A 16,727-nucleotide genomic window follows, 5' to 3' on the forward strand; every position below is an offset into this window, starting at 1 on the left:
CCGCTGGGGTCCTCGATGGACCGATGATCCACCACCCCGCACGGTGAGCGGCGGGCGTGGTCGCGGGCACGAGGAGCCGTGGCGCTCGGCTCTGCGACCGGCACGCACCCGCGGCGTGCCGCGCGGCTCCCGGGCACGGCCGGGGACGGCAGGATGGCGCCCCGTGACCGGACCGCCCACCATCACGGGGACCGCCCCGCCTCTCGCCGGCCCGCCACGCCGCAGGGTGCTGCCCACCGACGTCCTGGTCGTCCTGCTCCTGGTCGTCGTCGCGCTGCGCGTCCTGACGCCCGGCCTGTTCACCGCGCTGGTGCTGCAGGCCTGGTCGACGGTGTTCGTCGCCGTCTGCCTGCAGGCGCTGCCGTTCCTCGTGCTCGGGGTGCTGCTGTCGGCGGCGATCACCGCGTTCGTGCCGGCGGACTTCTTCGAGCGGGCGCTGCCCCGGCGGGCCGGGATGGCAGTGCCGGTGGCCGGCCTCAGCGGCGCGGTGCTGCCCGGCTGCGAGTGCGCCTCGGTCCCGGTGGCCGGCAGCCTCGTGCGCCGCGGCGTCGCCCCCGCTCCCGCGCTGACCTTCCTGCTGTCACGACTCCCTCCACCCCCTCGGCCCCGACTGACGCTCGGCGCTCGAGCGGGAGGTCGGAACGGCAACGCCTCGGAGTGCTCGGTCAGCTCGGCGCGGCAGGTAGCTGCACCGTGACGATGAGGCCGTCACCGGCCCGGGGGGTGACCGTGAGGGTCCCGTCGTGCGCTTCGGTGATGCTCGTGACGATCGCCAGGCCGAGGCCCACACCGACGTGGTCGGCGTGGATGCGTCCGGTGCCGCGCCGGAACGGTTCGGCGAGCGTGGAGACCAGCCGAGGAGCGAGCTCCTCCCCGGTGTTCCCCACGGTGAGCGTCACGCTCCGGCCCCGGGCGCCCGTCCTGACCCACACGGCGCCCTGGCCAGGGAAGTTGTGGACGATCGCGTTGTGCAGGAGGTTCGTCGTCATCTGCAGCAGGAGCGGGTGGGAGCCCATCGTGGGGGCGATGTCCCCGGAGGTCTCGATGGTGAGGCCCCGCCCTTCCGCGAGGGGGAGGAGCGTCTCGGTCGCCTCTTCCGCCACGAGTGACAGGTCGACGTGCCCACGCGGAAAGGACCGCTGGTCGGCGCGGGTGAGCAGGAGCAGCGCTTCGGTGAGGTCGATCGCCCAGGTGTTGACGGCGTGGAGCCGGTCGACGAGTTGGCCGGTGTCCCGGTCCGGGTCCCTGCGGGCCACGTCGAGGAGCGTCTGCGTGACCGTCAGCGGCGTCCGCAGCTCGTGGGAGGCGTTGGCCGCGAACCTCCGCTGTTCGGCGACGTGCGCCTCGAGCCGCGCGAGCATGCCGTCGAAGGCGTCGGCGAGCTCGCGGAACTCGTCCTCGCGGCCCGGGAGCCGGATCCGGTGGGAGAGCGACCCGCTCGCGGCCATGCGGGTGGCGTCCGTGATGCGGGCCAGCGGGGCGAGCATCCGGCCGGCGAGGAACCACCCTCCCGCGAGACCGAACACCAGGAGGAACGCCGACGCCGCGGCTGCCCTCGGAGCGAAGGCGCGCAGCAGGTCGGACCGGTTGGGGACGAAGAGCCCGGGGTCGCGCCCGGGGGGATCGGAGGCGATGAGCACGGCGTCGGGCACGTACCGCAGCAGGAACACCCACACGACCGCCAGGAGCAGGGCACCGGCGAGCAGGATGAAGCCGGCGTAGCTGAGGGTGAGTCGAAGGCGGACACTCATCCCGGGGGCCCTATCCACGGTGCCCGTCCGCACGTCCGGTGCCGGGAGCAGCGGCGATGCGGTACCCGACGCCGGCCACGGTGGCGATGACCCAGGGTTCGCCGAGGCGCTTGCGCAGGGCCGAGACGGTGATGCGCACGGCGTTGGTGAAGGGGTCGGCGTTCTCGTCCCACGCGCGCTCCAGCAGCTCTTCGGCGCTGACGACGCCACCCTCGGCGGCGACGAGGACCTCGAGCACGGCGAACTGCTTGCGGGTGAGCGCGACGTAGCGGCCGTCGCGGTGGACCTCGCGGCGGAACGGGTCCAGGCGCAGACCGGCGATCTCCCGCACGGGCGGCCGGTTGTGGACACGCCTGCGGTCGAGTGCCCGGAGGCGGAGCACGAGCTCCCGCAGTGCGAACGGCTTGGTGAGGTAGTCGTCGGCACCGAGCTCGAACCCGGATGCCTTGTCGTCGAGCCGGTCGGCAGCGGTGAGCATCAGGATCGGGATGCCGCTGCCGGAAGCGACGATGTGCTCGGCGATCTCGTCACCGGAGGGGCCGGGGACGTCGCGGTCGAGCACGGCGATGTCGTAGGCGTTGGTGCTCAGCAACCCCAGGGCGGTGTTCCCGTCACCGGCGAGGTCGGCGGCGATCGCTTCGAGGCGCAGCCCCTCGCGGATCGCCTCGCCCAGCAGGGGTTCGTCCTCGACGACCAGCACGCGCATGCCCTGGAGGCTAGGGAGCCGGGACGTATCGCCGGCATAGGGAAGAACGCATACGTGCCGACAACAGGCTCCTGCCTTGACTGGCGGCATGCCCTCCAGCCAGCAGGTACGAGCGACGGCCCGCCGTGACCGATCGACGGCCGCCGTCGTCCTGACCGTGGCCCTCGCCGCGATCGTCGGAGCCGTCCTCGGGTACCAGTCGGTGGCCGCCCCGGCTCCGTCGGCGACGTCGTCCGTCGTCACGACGCAGGGCGACGTCCAGGGCCGTGCGGGACACGTCCCTGACCCGCCTCTCCCACCTGCCGGAGCCGGCCGTGCGCTCCCGGGCGGCGTGACAGTCGACGACGGCGTGGTCCCTGACGGCGTGACCGTCTTCGACGGCGAGTTCCCGGCCGTGGCCAACCTCGATCCCGATCTGCTGAGCGCCTTCCGCCGGGCTGCGACGGCTGCCGCAGGCGACGGGGTCGAGTTCGTCGTCAACAGCGGTTGGCGTTCCCCGGCGTACCAGGACCAGCTGTTCCGCGAGGCCGTCTCCGAGTACGGCTCGGAGGAGGAAGCCGCCCGATGGGTCGCCACGGCGGAGACGTCCCTGCACGTGTCAGGGGACGCGGTCGACGTCGGGCCCTCCGATGCCACGGCGTGGCTGTCCGAGCACGGCGCCGAGTACGGGCTGTGCCAGGTCTACGGCAACGAACCCTGGCACTACGAGCTGCGTCCCGGAGCTGTCGACCACGGCTGCCCCGTCCCCTACGCCGACCCCACGCACGACCCGAGGATGCAGCAGTGACCACCGCCTCCGGCCGGTCCCGTCCCGGCCTCGGCGGCTCCTGACCCGCCTTCGGAGACGCTCCCCAGGATCAGGCCTTCGAGGACATCTGCGGGCACCGATGAGCGCGCCGTCCTCGCACGGTCTCCTCTGGAACCGCACCGGCGCCAGGCACCCGCCCGCGGACCCGGTGCCGACGACAGGAGGACACCGTGGCCGACCGGGCACCCGCACTCGACCTGCGCTCGGGACCAGAGCGGGTGTTCGCGCACCTGCTGGTCAACAACCTGCTGGTGTCGGTCGTCAACTACACCGTCTGGTTCGCGGTCACCTTCTGGGTGTTCCTCGAGACGGGGTCGGTGTTCGCCACCGGGATGATCGCCGGCATCTTCCTGGTCGCCACGGCCGGGACCGGCATCTGGTTCGGCAGCCTCGTCGACCACCACCGCAAGCACGCCGTCCTGCAGGCCTCGGCAGGGGCGTCGACCACGCTCTACGCGCTGGCGCTCGCCGTGTACCTGCTGACACCGGAGGAGTCCTTCCGGACGGCGGGCAGCCTGCCGCTGTGGTGCTTCATCGTCCTGCTCATGCTGGGCGTGATCGCCGGCAACCCCCGCATAATCGCGTTGCCGACCCTGGTGACGCTGCTGGTCCCGGCGGACCGGCGGGACCGGGCCAACGGTCTGGTCGGGTCGGCGACCGGCCTGTCCATGCTGGCCACGTCGGTGATCAGCGGGCTGCTGGTCGCCTTCGGCGGGATGACCGCCGTCCTCGCGGTGGCCCTGACCGTCCTGGTGCTGTCCGTCGCCCACCTCACCCGGGTGCAGGTCCCGGAGGACCGGGCGGCGTCCCCCGCGGAGGGCGGGGACGACGCGGACGGGTCCGGCGTGGACCTGCGCGGGACGCTCCGCCTCGTCCGCGGGGTACCCGGCCTGCTGCCGCTGATCCTGTTCAGCTGCTTCAACAACTTCCTCGGCGGCGCCTTCATGGCCCTGATGGACCCCTACGGCCTGTCGCTGATGTCGGTGCAGGCGTGGGGACTGCTGTGGGGCGGGCTGTCCGCGCTGATGATCGTCGGCGGGCTGCTGGTGGCTCGCATCGGTCTGGGCAGCCGCCCGATCCGGGTCCTGCTGCTGGTCAACGTGGCGATGTGGGCCGGGACGATGCTGTTCCCGCTGGCCTCCTCGGTGCTCACGCTGACCGTGGCGATGGCGGTGTTCATGACGGTGATGCCCTTCGCCGAGGCCGCCGAGCAGACCGTGCTGCAGCGAGTGGTGCCCTACGAGCGGCAGGGCCGGGTGTTCGGCTTCGCCCAGAGCGTCGAGCAGGCGGCCTCGCCGCTGACCGCCTTCCTGATGGCGCCGCTCACGGAGTTCGTCGTCATCCCCTTCATGACCGACGGCGCCGGGGCGCGAGCGATCGGCGGGTGGTTCGGGACGGGCCCCACCCGCGGCATCGCCCTGGTCTTCGTGGTCACCGGCCTGATCGGTCTCGTCGTCGTCCTCGCCGCGTTCGCCAGCCCGGCCTACCGGCGGCTGAGCGAGGCGTATGCCAGGGCACGGGACGACGTGCCCGCAGGCGACGCGGAGGGGATCGTGCCCACCCTGCCCGTGGCCCCCGCTCCAGTCGCTGCCGCGTCGTCCACCGGTCCGTGAGGATCTCCCGCCCGGAACCTCGCAGGAGGACTCGAGTCGTACCCGGAGCGGTGAGTGCGACCTCGGAGAGCACGGAGACGCGGGCCGAGCGAGCAGCCTCTGCGCCACCGTGGAGGCGGCCGGCGGGTGCTCGGGCACGCCTCGGAGGCCATGACGCTCGGCGCCTACTCCGGCCTGTTTCGACGACGACCCGAGCGGTCCGGCCGCCCGGATGGACGCCGCGGCGCGGGAGGCGGCGTCCGCGCGTCTGGGTGCGGCGTTGGCGCGGCTCTCATCCGGGTGTACCTCAGGACGCAGACTGCAGCCCAACAGGGTGGGCCCCGTGGGGATCGAACCCACAACCCGCGGATTAAAAGCTCGTCCGAGACACTCTTCTGACCAGCGCACTCGACGCCAATCTGGCCTTCGATCTGCACATTCGTGATTGGTTGCGAGCGATTGTCATCGGCCTTGACGGGCCGTTCTGTGGGCGCCGTGTGGGCGCCGCATGGGCAGTGCTACCTACCGCCGCCCGCAGGAGGCTGGTGACGGCGATGACCCGCAAACTCAGGCGTAGGGAACGCCAGCGAGTGCGCTGACCGCCAGCCGAGGGGCCTTCCCGACGTCGAACACGGCGCGCTCCACGACGTCGGGCTCGCAGTTGCCCCATGCCTCCGCCCACCGGTGCAGCATCCGCAGGTAGCCGGCGTAGTCGGTGGGGCTGACCTGCACGTAGGGGCACGGAGCACCGGTGAGCCGCTGCACGGCCACGCCGGTGTTCTCGTCCAGGATCAGCGGCTGCGGCCCCGACGGGACGCACTTGTAGCCGGCGAAGTACAGGAACTTGGTGCCAAACGCGGGCCCCACGTGGGCGATCCGCTGATCACCGTGCAGAAGCGCCGTGAAGCCGGCCTCCGCGCCGTCCGCGGCCAGGATCCCTGTGACTGCGGCGAGCTTGGCCGCGACCGCCTCCACATCGGTGAACGCCCGCAGCCGGCGGCTGACCTCTCGACCAGACCGACTGCCCCACGCGGCCGCGGCAACGTAGGTGTGCACCGCACCGACCGGCGTGTGCGCCTGCTCGGCGAGGGCGAAGACGTCACGGCGCTGCACGCGGATCCTGCGGTTGTCGGAATCCCGGAAGGCCGGCGGCAGCCACTCCAGGGGCAGCGCGGCCTGCCACGCCCGCAGGGAGACGGTGGTTGCCTGGTCGAGGACGACCGTCTCCCGGTCCGGAGCTGGGCCGCGGAACGGGAACGGAGGCGGGTAGCTCATGACGGCGGATCAGACCTCGGCGCAGCCCGCGGCGCCGCGCTCTCGCAACGCGAACGTCGTCCCGTTCGACTCATTGACCTTCACGTAGGGATCGGACTGGCCCTGCTGCTGCATGTACGCCAGCGCTCCCTGGCACACCTGCAGGGCCTGCTGCGCCTCCAAGGTGCCGGTGCTTCCGCCGCGGGGGTCGACGATCGCGGTGGTGACCTCGAGCCGGCCCGGCTCGGTGATAGTTGCCTCTGACACGAGCGCCGCCCACGTTTGGCCGGCGGTGAGGTCAGTGAGGACGTCGACATCATTGGCACTCAGGTCCGGCACAGCGGACGTAGCTGACGACGAGATGGCGCTGCTGGGCGCTGCCGCGGTGCCGGTGTCGTCACCTCCGCAACCTGCCAGGGTGAGCGCGAGGGCGGCGGGCACGGCGAGAGTCAAGGCTGTACGGGTGCGCATGGCCGTGGACCGTAGAGACCGCCCAACGCGGCCTCCGGAAGCGACTCGGCAGCTTTGAGACCGGTGTGGCATGTGGGGACGCTGGCGCCGACAGGTGGTTGGGGGACATCAGCAGAGGTCGTCCTGGAGGGCAGGTACCGATCCTGGGCGGGTTCCGAGGACCTTGCGAACTTGATACGGCCGGCGCATGAAGGACGCCCATCCCAGCAAGGTCCTCGGCCGTCTCGAGCTTGAAGCGACCCGCCAACGGGACCGCCCACAGGGGCGTCCGCCAGGCAGAAGCCGGCCTACTGCTGCGCGCGGGCTCTACTGAAGAAGCGACGGACCAAGCGGCGACACACCTCATGCATTGGGCACCGCGCAACTCGTTGTGACGGGTTGCGGGGCGCACACGTCACTGCACCGCTGGCAGGGCGCGCACACGTCACTGCACCGCTGGCAGGTAGCCCACAACGCGGGCGGCCGTCGTCCAGCTGATCGTCAGCACCCTGGCCGACACTGTCGGCAGCTTCTGGCTGCAGGTCTCGCAGCACGGTGGTTCTGCCGATAGAGAGGTCATGCAGTCCGAGCCGTTCCCGGCAACCTGGCAGCAGTCCTCGGCGTGGCCAGCCCAGCAACCTCCGCCCTGGCCGGCTCAGCAGCCCCCGCGAGGCGACGTGGGTATGAAGATCCTCCATGTCTGCACGTTCATCGCATTGATCGCCAACCTGGTGCTGACCATCTACCTGTTCCGGGTGGTGCATGGGGTCGTCGGCGCCGCGCAGGACCTCGCTGGCCTGCTGGGCGAGTAACCACCCAGCAGCTTCAGTCCGATGGCGAGGGCGATGCTGGCCCAGCAGTGGGCCGGCCTACGCCACGAAGCCACCTGGCAACTCGCCGGACGTCGGGCTCGTATGCGGGCGTGAGTCGCCTCTACGCCGCGGTGTGCTCGCTGCTGCGCGTCGGGTTGAGTCGTCGGCTGCGGTAGCCCCGAAAGCGGCCTGAGGGACACCTCGCGCAGAAGCTCAGCGGGCGGCCCTGGAGGTGCTCGAGACGTGCTTGCAGGTAGAGAGAGTCAAGGCGCTCAAGACCTCGTCAACGCAACGCTGACGAACGCTTTCGCCAGTTCAGGCCGTCACCCGGTGGTGGTGTCCCGACTGGGCGACTGTCCCAGGCCCTCACTACGGTTGCCCTGAGCTGGACACGCACGGGCGTGTGCCGGGGGGTAACGGGGGTGGAAGGTGGTGGTGCTTGATTTCTCGTCAGGCACCCTGCCGCCTGGCAGATTTCGTCTGACTCAAACTCAGGTGGAGAGTGTCTGGGTTGACGACTCCAAATGGTCCTCGACGAACCGCCGCGCGATGTGGGCGAGTGGCAGCAGGCCGCCGCTGCGTTACGTGAGGTGGTACCGGTATGTGCCGCTTGGCTCGGCGGCTCGTTTCTCTCCGAGACGCTTGAACCCAACGACATCGACTGCGTTTGGGTTGTCGACGAGGGTTTGCTTAATACGGCACGCGCAGATCCGGAAACGCGCCGTTACCTTTCGCTTTTCGCCAACGGCCTTATACGCCAGGACGACATGCGGGTCGACTGCTCGATCCTGCCTTGGAGGCCCCGGCCAGGCATCGAGATGGAGGACGCGAGGGATCAGGAGTACGCCATGTGGCGCGGATACTGGGATGACTTCTGGCAGCGTGTGCGCAACGGTCCAAAGGGTGCCCCAAGAACAACGGCGGACGCGCTGCCTCGGCGGGGTTACGTAGAGGTGGTGCTCGATGGCTTCCCTGAGTAAGGACGCCGCCGCCTTCTTTGCGCGCTACAAGGGCGTCGAGACTCCCGACTGGTTGTCCGCGAGCGATCTGGCTCCCATGGGCGTTGACGCTCAGGCAGCGGAGCAAGCGCTCGGGCGCGTGACGCGTTCCCACGGCGTCGTACGTCTTACAGGCCCTGCTGTGGATGCAAACAGCGCCCGGCTCGACGGCGCTGGCGACATGATGACCAAGCCTCAGAAGTTGGTCACCGCTCTCGGCGCCTCCATGGAGGGTTCGAAGTCACAAGTCGGCGTAGTCGCCGAGCGCTTCCGATCCGCTACGCAACTTCGCCTGCTGGCGGGTACAGCGCCAGGGTCCGTCATGCTGTTCGTGGTGCCAGAGGCGTCCCCCGTTGAGGAGCTCTATCCGGGAGGAAAAGTCCCGCTCATCGACGACCAAACTACGCTGGTGGACCGCAGCGCAGATGCGCTCATCGACGTCCTAAGCGAAGCATCAAGCCCTGCCCCCGACACAGCTGCTCTCAGCCGTGACATCGACGAGTACGGCGCGCGGGTAGCGGCCGGAATCAAGGGACTCGCGGGCGCGGTCGTGGACTCCGGTATCGAGCTGGAGTGGTCTTGGGCCACGCCGTCGCGCACCCGGCGGACTGCCCGGCTGTCGACCGGTACGGCACGGTGGCTAGGGGAACTCGTTGCGGGTCAGAGTCTTGACGTTGAGTCTGTGCAGCTCGTCGGAACGCTACGGACGATCTCCGACCACAGCGCATGGGAGCTGCGCACGGATGCTGAGGAGACCATCCGTATCAAGCCTGGCGAGATCGCTGAAGCGGTTACGTCCAGTCTGCGCATCGGTCAGCGGGTGCGTGTTGACGCACTACTGGAGATGCACGTCTCGCCTGGTGGCATTGAACGACCTGAGTACACAGCGGTCGAGGTGTTGACGCTGGACGACGCTAGCGGACGTCAAGTCCTCGACCCGCACTCTCCGCCTCCCGTTGACGCTGAGTTGGTCGAGGCGCCGCTTGACGATTCGGACTGACACGAATCGTCCGTTGACGGAGGTCGAGGAGCAGCTATCGCCTCAGCACCCGGGCGCCACGACAGTCCACTTTGCGGGGACATGCCCAGGTGCGGCGATGACAGCCGACGGCCGCCAACGACTGTCATCCACAGGGCGGCAGCACTGGAGAACTTCTGCAGAGGGACTGTCGACAACGACATCTAGGCCGGTCAGCCTGGCGCGATGGCCGGGAGCATCGCTGCCCTCAAGACCAGTGACGGGACGACTCGCTACCGCGCTCGCTATCGCGATCCCAGCGGGCGGCAGCACGAGAGGCGCTTCGCCCGCAAGATCGACGCCCGGCGATGGCTGGAGGAAGCCACCTCGGCGCTCGTCACGCATACCTGGACCGCACCTGAGCGGGGCCGGGTCACCGTCGCGGTATGGGCCGAGCAGTGGCTGTCTGCGCAGGTCGGCCTCAAGCCGAGCTCTCGGCAGCGCTACGCCAGCCTTCTTCGCGCGCACATCCTGCCGACCTGGGGAGCGCACCGTCTCGCCGACGTCCGGCATGCCGACGTGGCTACCTGGGTGGCGCGGACGCTCGAGTGCGGCTTCGCGCCGGCCACCGTCCGACAGGCCCACCGGGTGTTGTCCCTGCTGCTGGACCTCGCCGTCCGCGACGGCCGCATACCGCGAAACCCGGCTCAGCGGGTGCCGCTGCCACGGGTCACCCGGGACGAGCCCCGCTTCCTGACGCGGGACGAGGTCGAGCGCCTCGCAGACGCAGCGGGCGAGGACGGGGACATCATCCGCCTGCTCGCGTACACCGGCCTGCGCTTTGGCGAGATGGCCGCGCTGCGGGTCAGACGCGTCGACTTCCTCCGCCGACGCCTGACGATCGCTGAGTCCGTTACCGAGGTCGCCGGCCAAGCGGTGTTCGGCACCCCCAAGACGCACCAGCAGCGCACCGTCCCGCTCCCGGAGCTTCTCGTCGACACCCTGTCGCAGCGGTGCGCCGGCAAGCACCGAGACGACTTCCTGCTCACCACATCGAGCGGGACGGTGCTGCGGCTGCGCAACTGGCGCCGGCTCGTCTTCGACCCGGCCGTGCGCGCGGTGGGGCTGACCGACGTCACGCCGCACGACCTGCGGCACACCGCCGCCTCGCTAGCCGTGGCGAGCGGCGCCAGCGTGAAGGCGGTCCAACGCATGCTCGGGCACGCCTCGGCGGCCATGACGCTCGACGTCTACTCCGGCCTGTTCGACGACGACCTGAGCGATCTGGCCGCCCGGATGGACGCTGCCGCACGGGAGGCGGCTTCCGCGCGTGTGGGCGCGGTGTGGGCGCAGCCCTCGTCCGGACAGGCGCCAGGACGCAAAACTGCTGCTCGGCACGGTGGGCCCCGTGGGGATCGAACCCACAACCCGCGGATTAAAAGTCCGCTGCTCTGCCAGTTGAGCTAGAGGCCCGGTGGGTGCAGAGAACCCTCCAGAGAACCCACGAGACAACGCGTGAGACAACTGGGGCGTCTGCGGCCCGCTGCGAGGCTAGCGCGCCGCCGGGGCGGCCAGCGGCACCCACGAGACAACGCGGAGGACGACTGGAGGCCGCTCGCTGCGGTTCGAAGCGAGGCCACGTCCGTTCCTCGCGCTGATTGGCGCCGGATGTCACCTGCGCGTGAGTGACTCCTCCATCGTGCGGGTCCCACCAACCGGCAAGTCGACGCAGCGCCTCAGCCGGACGGCATCGGAGGTGCATCGTCCGGTGCCACGGCCGCCCCGATCAACCGGAACAGGTGGTCAGCGGCGTTGGCGTAGTTGCCCTCGGCGTCGAACGCGCCGGGCAGGTACGTCGCGGCCACCGCGACGGCGACCTCCTGGGAGGGCAGGTACGCCGCCGTCCCGCTGATCCCGGCCAGGAGCGGGTTCTGCAGGATCCACGACCCGGAGCGGACGACGCCCAGGCCGTAGTTGTACCCCTCCACCTGCGTGAAGCACGAGGGCGCACAGCTGGGGTCCGGGTGCCCGAAGCCCAGCAGGTTCGGGTCGGTCATGGCGTGGTAGCTGGACTCGGACAGGAGGGCGCCGGTGCCGACCTGCGCCGCGGTCGTGGCCATGTCGCTGATGGTCGTCGTCTGGTTCGCGCCGATCGGCGTGCCCCACTGGGTGTTCCAGAACGTCGACTCCTCGTAGAAGGCGGTCGTCGGCGCGATGCCGAGCGCTCCCCGGCGCTCGGAGCTGAAGGTGTGCAGCACCGGGTCGGGGACGCCGGAGGTCACCGACGCCTCGGTGTCGGTCAGGCCCATCGGGCCCAGCACCTTCTCGCGCAGCAGCTGGTCCAACGGCTTCCCGCCGACCTCGGCGAGGATCTCACCGAGGATCATGAAGTTGGTGTGCGCGTAGCTCCAGTTCGTCCCCGGGGGGAACGCGACCGGGCGGGTGAACGCGTAGGCGAGCCGCTCCTCGAAGGTCCAGATGTGGAACGGGTCGGCGCTCCAGGCGGCCTCCCAGGCCGGATCGGTCTCGTAGTCGGGATAGCCCGAGGTCTGGTTGGCCAGCATCCTCAGCGTGACCTCGTCGGCCTCGGGCAGGTCCGGCATCCAGCGGTCGATGGTGTCGTCGAGCCCGACCTCGTGCTCGTCGACGAACTGCATGAGGAGGGTGCCCAGGTAGGCGAAGGCGACGGCGCCGTTGCGGACGTGCATGTCGGTGGTTGCCGGCACGCCGTCCATCGACGTTCCGAACGCCTGCCTCGTCACCACCTCCCCGCCCCGGGTGACCTCGACGATCACCGCCCGGAGGTGACCCTCGGCCATCGCGCTGTGCACGATGTCCGCGATAGCCGAGGCCGTCTCCTCCTGCGGAGTGTCAGCGGAGGTCGTCGTGGCACCGACCGGCACCGCAGTCACCCCGAGCGTGAGCACGCCCAGGACGGCTGCCGCCACGAGGCCTCGCCGAGCAGTACGAATCCGGCTCCTGCTGCGCTGCATGGTCATGAGACGCATCCGTTCGGGCGCGAGGCCACTCGCTCTGGTGGCCGACCTCGGTGTGGGCGGGCCGGCGGAGCCTCCCAGCCGACGCCGCGGTGCGGGCGATTTCGACGACCGGAACCGCCGACGAGCGAAGGGTCGTCACCCGGGGTGCGAGGGAGGTGGTCGGAGGATCACCGGAGCCAGCATCGACGCGGGCGCCGGCGACTGGAGCGACGGCTCAGCGAGTGGGAGAGGGAACCGCTCCCACACGAGGGGTCGCGGACTTCCGGAGATGCCGCTCAGCTCCATTCCACACGGGGAGCTGCGGCGTTCCACCGAAGGAAGAGGAGCGTCCTGGAACGCACGTCGGACTGTTCGCTGCGTCAGCCGAAACGCAACTCAACAGGGTTCTCTGCATCCACCAGAGGCCCGGCACCGTCGAGTCCCCCAGACCGACCCGGCGGTCACCGGCCGTCGGCGGCGCGTCCTGCGACAGCCGTCCCCTCCGCCGTGGGGACCGGTCACAGCACGTCCAGGACCAGCAGCACGACGAGGGTCAGGATCGCCGACACGAGCAGGGAGCCCAGGCAGCCCAACCGGCCGGAGACGAAGAGGAACACCCGCCCGGGGTGCCCCCCGCCGCCTGCCCGCAACCCTGCGTGACGAGGCCCACCACCCGGTCGGGTGCCTGTACCCGTTCAGGGGACTGTGGCACTGACTGCCACTACCTACGGTCATCACCAGTGCGGGCCACGGTGCCCGCGCGCAGATCCCGGCCCGGCCGTCCGTTCCCCCCGGACGGCCGGGCCGGTCCCACGTCGGGCCGGGTCCGGTCAGCGGGTCAGCGGCAGGCGCGGTCGATCAGCGCCGCGAGCTCGTCCCGCTGCGCCTCGTCGAGCGGCAGGTCGGCGGCCACCTCGTGGTCGTCGGCCACCTGCAGGCCCAGCAGGAACAGGTGGGGCTGCTTGACCTCGGCGAGCGCGTGCGCGTCGCAGCGGGCCATCGTGAACTCCAGCCCGACCTCGAGCGTCGACTCCCCCGCTCCCAGCGTCCGCGGCAGGTCGGCGGTGGCGTCGTAGATGACGTTGCCCTCCAGCCGGGTCACCGTCACCGGCCGGTCGTCGTCACCGGCGCGCGCCAGCGTCAGGGTGCCGGTGACCGCGTCGCCGTCCGGGGACAGCCCGTCGACGGTCACGTCCGCGACGGCGAGGACCGCGCGCACCGCGCACCGCTCCTCGTGGATGCGCCCCAGCACCTCGGCGGCCAGCGGCACGCGGAGCGCCTCGGTGCGCCCGTCGGGCCGGACGACGGTCAGCCGCGCCGCCGCCGGCTCGGCGGCCCGGTCGCAGAGCGCGTCGCCGTACGGGGTGGGCAGGTCGATCGTGCGGCCGGGTGCGAATGCCGCGGTGACCGCGCGGTCGGGCAGCGGCGCGAACCCGGGCGAGTCGATCGCGACGGAGGTGACGGTGAAGGCCTCGGTCCCGGTGTCGGTGATCCGCACCTGCACCTGGCCGCCGATCGCCTCGTCGGTGCGCAGCTCCACCGCCTCGGCCTCGATGCCGGGCACGGCCGGCACCGCCGGCACCGGAGCGGGCGTGGACGACGAGAGAGAGGACGACGGCGCTGGGGACGCCGACGACTCCGCGGACCCGCACGCGGTGCACAGCAGGACGGCGAGCCACGTCGCCGTCCGCCGCATGCGGCGAGCGTAGGACTACTGGTGGCGGGCGGGCAGCCGCGCCATCACCCGGCCGGCCTCCATCCGCACCTCGAGCTTCTCCTGCGGGTTGGCGGCCGGACCGCGCCGTGGCTCCCCGTTGTCCAGGTCGAACGCCGAGTCGTGCCACGGGCAGACGAGGCAGGCGTGCCCCCGCACCTCCTCGACGCTGCCCTCGTACAGCGGCCCGGCCAGGTGGGAACAGGAGCCGACGAAGACGTCGACCCGCGCGCCCCGGCGGACGGCGGCCAGCGGCACGGACACCCCGCTCCCGTCGCCGGTGCGCATCGCCGGGCGTCCCTCGGGCAGGTCGTCGAGCGGCCCGAGGTCGATCCAGTCGGAGGTCAGCGCGCGGGCCGCCGTCGCCGCGTGCGAGGCGCCCGAGGACTGCGCGTAGGACATGTGCCCGCCGATCGCCGCCGAGCCGGTGGCGATGCCCAGCCCGGTGTAGGAGAGCACCCGGCCGAGGGTGCCGCGACCCTTCGCGCGAGCGACGAGCGAGCCGACGTAGAGCCCGAGTGCGGCCACGTTGGACAGCGCGTGCAGCGCCCCGAGCCGCTGCACGCCGATCTCCTGCTCCGACCAGTCGGCCGCCCCCGACATCGCCGCGGGCACCGACACCGCGACCCCGGTGGCGATGAGCACCGTGGCCGCCGGCCGCAGCGGCGGAACGGCGTCGAGCAGGCCGGCGGAGGTCCAGCTGCCGACGGGGACCTGCACGAGCACCGGGTGCAGCGGGTGGCCGAGCCAGGTGCCGTGCAGCGCATCCTTGAGCACTCCGGGCTTCAGCACCGCCTGGACCGCCTTGCGGGCCGGCTCGATGGCCTTGTCGAAGGTGCTCACGTCCGCGATCCGGTCGAGGAAACCCATGAGGCTCATGCGCGCCTCACTACCCCCGGCAGGGCGCCACGAAGCCGCCGCGCAGCCGCGCGGCGCCGGGGCCGATCAGCGCCGTGAGCAGCAGGCCGACCGCCAGCGCGCCGGTCGCGTTGAGGAGCGCGTCCAGCGGCGAGACGACCCGGCCCAGCGGCAGCAGCCACTGCAGCACCTCGATCCCCGCACCGGCGGTGCCGGCCGCGACCGCGAGCACGGCCGGGGACTGCAGAGCGGGGAAGCGGACGACGGCGAGCGCGGCGGCCGGCGCCAGCAGGAGGAGGTTGCCCAGCAGCTGCAGCACGGTGGCCCCGGAGTCGAGGCCGGAGAGGTACCAGTGCGCCTCGACGGCAGGCGATCCCCACGCCCAGCCGCCGCCCCCGGCGGGTACGAGCGTCAGGACGGCGACGAGGGCCAGTGCGGCGGCCAGGACGGCGGACAGCAGCGACCTCATGCCCCCGACCGTGGCTCACCTCCCTGCACGGCGGCTGGGAACGACCTGGGACCGCGCGGAGTGAGCGGACGCACACCCTGAGGGGCGACCTCAGGGATTTTCCTGATGGTCACCGGGAAGTGTCAGGAGGAGGCTGGAGACTGCAGACGAACGACGACGGGACGACCGAGGAGGGACGCCATGACCTGCCCCTCCTTGCTGAGCCGTCCGGTCGCGGTCACCGACCTCGCCGGGGGCGCACTGGCACTGGCGCGGTCCGACCGCACCCTCGGCCAGTTCGCCCGGTTCGTCATGGTCGGCGGGTTCTCCAGCGCCGTCTACGCGCTGCTGTTCTGGCTGCTGCACGATCTGGGCGGCGTCCAGGCCAACGTCATCGGGTCGGCACTGTCCTCGATGCTGGCCAACGAGATGCACCGGCGGCTGACCTTCCACGCCGGCGAGCGCGTCAGCTGGTTCACCGCACAGTGGGAGGGCGGTGCGCTGGCCATCGCCGGGATGGTCGCCACGAGCCTGGCGCTGAGCTGGTTCAACGCCACGGTCGCCGACCCCGCCGTCATCGCGGAGCTCGCGGTCATCGCCCTGGTCACCGGGACCATCGGCACGCTGCGGTTCCTGGCCCTTCGCTGGGTCTTCCGGCCGCAGTCGGCCTGAGCCTCCCGGACCGGGCCACCCCGCGTGTTTGACGCACGCCCGTCCGGAGCACACTGTGGTCCAGTGGTTGAACGTGCAACCACATGATCACCAGCAACACGAGAGCCGAGGGAAACCGTGGCGAAGATCGCCGTCATCTACTACTCGTCCACCGGGAACGTGCACCAGCTGGCCGCCGCGCTGGCCGAGGGCGCCCAGGAGGCCGGCGCCGAGGTGCGTCTGCGCCGGGTGCCCGAGCTCGCCCCCGAGGAGGCCATCGACTCCAACCCCCTGTGGCGCGCGCACGTCGACGCCACCGCCGACGAGGTCCAGGAGGCCACGCCGGCCGACCTGGAGTGGGCCGACGGGTACGCCCTCGGCAGCCCGACCCGCTTCGGCACGCCCGCCGCGCAGATGAAGCAGTTCATCGACACGCTCGGTGGCCTGTGGTTCACCGGCAAGCTCGCCGACAAGGGCGCGACCGCCTTCACCAGCGCGCAGAACGTCCACGGCGGCAACGAGACGACGATCCTGACGTTCTTCAACATCTTCTCGCACTTCGGCGCCGTCATCGTGCCGCCCGGCTACACCGACCCGCTGCTGTTCGACGCCGGCGGCAACCCCTACGGCGTCTCCAACGCCTCGGGTGGCAAGTCGGCCACCGCCAGCGATGCCGAGCTGGCCGCCGCGCGCTACCAGGGCCGTCGTCTGGCCGAGGTGTCGGCGAAGCTCGCCGCCTGACCGGATCG

Annotated in this window: 16 protein-coding genes, 1 tRNA gene and 1 pseudogene; 9 read left to right on the top strand and 9 right to left on the bottom strand. The window is 71.1% G+C overall.

Annotation, left to right across the window (positions count from 1 at the left end):
- The first annotated feature begins 163 nt into the window (after positions 1-163).
- On the top strand, positions 164-697 hold the full coding sequence (locus BM414_RS08925; RefSeq protein WP_093579109.1) for a permease: 534 nt from the start codon (positions 164-166) through the stop codon (positions 695-697).
- Here the strand turns inward: BM414_RS08925 and BM414_RS08930 are convergent.
- Positions 666-1,751: a sensor histidine kinase gene (locus BM414_RS08930; protein WP_281246721.1), complete on the bottom strand. Its 1,086-nt coding sequence runs from the start codon at positions 1,749-1,751 to the stop codon at positions 666-668. The genes BM414_RS08925 and BM414_RS08930 overlap by 32 nt on opposite strands.
- A 10-nt stretch (positions 1,752-1,761) precedes the next feature.
- The gene (locus tag BM414_RS08935) at positions 1,762-2,457 is read right to left on the bottom strand and encodes a response regulator transcription factor (RefSeq protein ID WP_093579110.1); all 696 of its coding nucleotides are present in this window, start codon (positions 2,455-2,457) and stop codon (positions 1,762-1,764) included.
- Between the two features lie 88 nt (positions 2,458-2,545).
- Between BM414_RS08935 and BM414_RS08940 the strand changes: the two genes are divergently transcribed.
- Together BM414_RS08940 and BM414_RS08945 are read left to right on the top strand one after the other, a co-directional pair.
- Positions 2,546-3,244, top strand: a complete 699-nt coding sequence (locus BM414_RS08940; RefSeq protein ID WP_175551510.1) for a M15 family metallopeptidase — start codon at positions 2,546-2,548, stop codon at positions 3,242-3,244.
- Between the two features lie 191 nt (positions 3,245-3,435).
- Positions 3,436-4,878, top strand: coding sequence for an MFS transporter (locus BM414_RS08945; RefSeq protein ID WP_093579111.1), 1,443 nt, complete (start codon positions 3,436-3,438; stop codon positions 4,876-4,878).
- Positions 4,879-5,424: 546 nt separating this feature from the next.
- Here the strand turns inward: BM414_RS08945 and BM414_RS08950 are convergent.
- Together BM414_RS08950 and BM414_RS08955 are read right to left on the bottom strand one after the other, a co-directional pair.
- Positions 5,425-6,132, bottom strand: coding sequence for an 8-oxoguanine DNA glycosylase OGG fold protein (locus tag BM414_RS08950; protein ID WP_093579112.1), 708 nt, complete (start codon positions 6,130-6,132; stop codon positions 5,425-5,427).
- Positions 6,133-6,141: 9 nt separating this feature from the next.
- Entirely contained in the window at positions 6,142-6,582 is a 441-nt protein-coding gene (locus BM414_RS08955) for a hypothetical protein (protein ID WP_093579113.1), read from the bottom strand.
- 656 nt (positions 6,583-7,238) lie between these two features.
- Here BM414_RS08955 and BM414_RS31325 point away from each other — a divergent pair.
- The 4 genes and pseudogenes from BM414_RS31325 to BM414_RS31775 all read left to right on the top strand — a co-directional run.
- Positions 7,239-7,373, top strand: a complete 135-nt coding sequence (locus tag BM414_RS31325; protein ID WP_281246722.1) for a hypothetical protein — start codon at positions 7,239-7,241, stop codon at positions 7,371-7,373.
- A gap of 524 nt (positions 7,374-7,897) precedes the next feature.
- Complete coding sequence (locus BM414_RS08960) at positions 7,898-8,353, top strand: DUF6932 family protein (protein WP_093579114.1); 456 nt, start codon at positions 7,898-7,900, stop codon at positions 8,351-8,353.
- Positions 8,337-9,371, top strand: a complete 1,035-nt coding sequence (locus BM414_RS08965; protein ID WP_093579115.1) for a hypothetical protein — start codon at positions 8,337-8,339, stop codon at positions 9,369-9,371. Before BM414_RS08960 ends, BM414_RS08965 begins: the two co-directional genes overlap by 17 nt.
- Before the next feature lie 204 nt (positions 9,372-9,575).
- Positions 9,576-10,526: pseudogene (locus tag BM414_RS31775) on the top strand (tyrosine-type recombinase/integrase); the annotation flags it as partial.
- A 203-nt stretch (positions 10,527-10,729) separates the two neighbouring features.
- Here BM414_RS31775 and BM414_RS08975 read toward each other — a convergent pair.
- From BM414_RS08975 to BM414_RS08995, 5 genes are all read right to left on the bottom strand, one after another.
- A tRNA-Lys gene (locus tag BM414_RS08975) sits at positions 10,730-10,802 on the bottom strand.
- Between the two features lie 263 nt (positions 10,803-11,065).
- Positions 11,066-12,277 (bottom strand): serine hydrolase domain-containing protein, encoded by a 1,212-nt coding sequence (locus tag BM414_RS08980; RefSeq protein ID WP_093579116.1) that lies wholly within the window; start codon positions 12,275-12,277, stop codon positions 11,066-11,068.
- 868 nt (positions 12,278-13,145) lie between these two features.
- A complete protein-coding gene (locus BM414_RS08985; RefSeq protein WP_093579117.1) occupies positions 13,146-13,880 on the bottom strand; it encodes a hypothetical protein in 735 nt (244 codons plus the stop codon).
- A 138-nt stretch (positions 13,881-14,018) separates the two neighbouring features.
- The gene (locus tag BM414_RS08990; RefSeq protein ID WP_093579118.1) at positions 14,019-14,900 is read right to left on the bottom strand and encodes a Rieske (2Fe-2S) protein; all 882 of its coding nucleotides are present in this window, start codon (positions 14,898-14,900) and stop codon (positions 14,019-14,021) included.
- Between the two features lie 10 nt (positions 14,901-14,910).
- Positions 14,911-15,348, bottom strand: coding sequence for a VanZ family protein (locus tag BM414_RS08995; RefSeq protein WP_139245760.1), 438 nt, complete (start codon positions 15,346-15,348; stop codon positions 14,911-14,913).
- A 180-nt stretch (positions 15,349-15,528) separates the two neighbouring features.
- On the opposite strand from BM414_RS08995, the gene BM414_RS09000 reads away from it, so the two are divergent.
- Together BM414_RS09000 and wrbA are read left to right on the top strand one after the other, a co-directional pair.
- A complete protein-coding gene (locus tag BM414_RS09000) occupies positions 15,529-15,999 on the top strand; it encodes a GtrA family protein (RefSeq protein WP_093579119.1) in 471 nt (156 codons plus the stop codon).
- 117 nt (positions 16,000-16,116) lie between these two features.
- Positions 16,117-16,719, top strand: a complete 603-nt coding sequence (wrbA, locus tag BM414_RS09005; protein ID WP_093579120.1) for an NAD(P)H:quinone oxidoreductase — start codon at positions 16,117-16,119, stop codon at positions 16,717-16,719.
- Positions 16,720-16,727: the final 8 nt, after the last annotated feature.

Source organism: Geodermatophilus amargosae (genome assembly GCF_900116515.1).
Taxonomy (GTDB): Bacteria; Actinomycetota; Actinomycetes; order Mycobacteriales; family Geodermatophilaceae; genus Geodermatophilus; species Geodermatophilus amargosae.

What these genes read in the sequence shown, in the direction of transcription:
- BM414_RS08965 (WP_093579115.1), top strand. Translation starts at nt 8,337, where the DNA reads ATGGCTTCCCTGAGTAAGGACGCCGCCGCCTTCTTTGCGCGCTACAAG.
- BM414_RS08935 (WP_093579110.1), bottom strand. Translation starts at nt 2,457, where the DNA reads ATGCGCGTGCTGGTCGTCGAGGACGAACCCCTGCTGGGCGAGGCGATC.
- BM414_RS08940 (WP_175551510.1), top strand. Translation starts at nt 2,546, where the DNA reads ATGCCCTCCAGCCAGCAGGTACGAGCGACGGCCCGCCGTGACCGATCG.
- BM414_RS08950 (WP_093579112.1), bottom strand. Translation starts at nt 6,132, where the DNA reads ATGAGCTACCCGCCTCCGTTCCCGTTCCGCGGCCCAGCTCCGGACCGG.
- BM414_RS08995 (WP_139245760.1), bottom strand. Translation starts at nt 15,348, where the DNA reads ATGAGGTCGCTGCTGTCCGCCGTCCTGGCCGCCGCACTGGCCCTCGTC.
- BM414_RS08955 (WP_093579113.1), bottom strand. Translation starts at nt 6,582, where the DNA reads ATGCGCACCCGTACAGCCTTGACTCTCGCCGTGCCCGCCGCCCTCGCG.
- BM414_RS08960 (WP_093579114.1), top strand. Translation starts at nt 7,898, where the DNA reads ATGGTCCTCGACGAACCGCCGCGCGATGTGGGCGAGTGGCAGCAGGCC.
- BM414_RS08930 (WP_281246721.1), bottom strand. Translation starts at nt 1,751, where the DNA reads ATGAGTGTCCGCCTTCGACTCACCCTCAGCTACGCCGGCTTCATCCTG.
- BM414_RS08990 (WP_093579118.1), bottom strand. Translation starts at nt 14,900, where the DNA reads ATGAGCCTCATGGGTTTCCTCGACCGGATCGCGGACGTGAGCACCTTC.
- BM414_RS09000 (WP_093579119.1), top strand. Translation starts at nt 15,529, where the DNA reads ATGACCTGCCCCTCCTTGCTGAGCCGTCCGGTCGCGGTCACCGACCTC.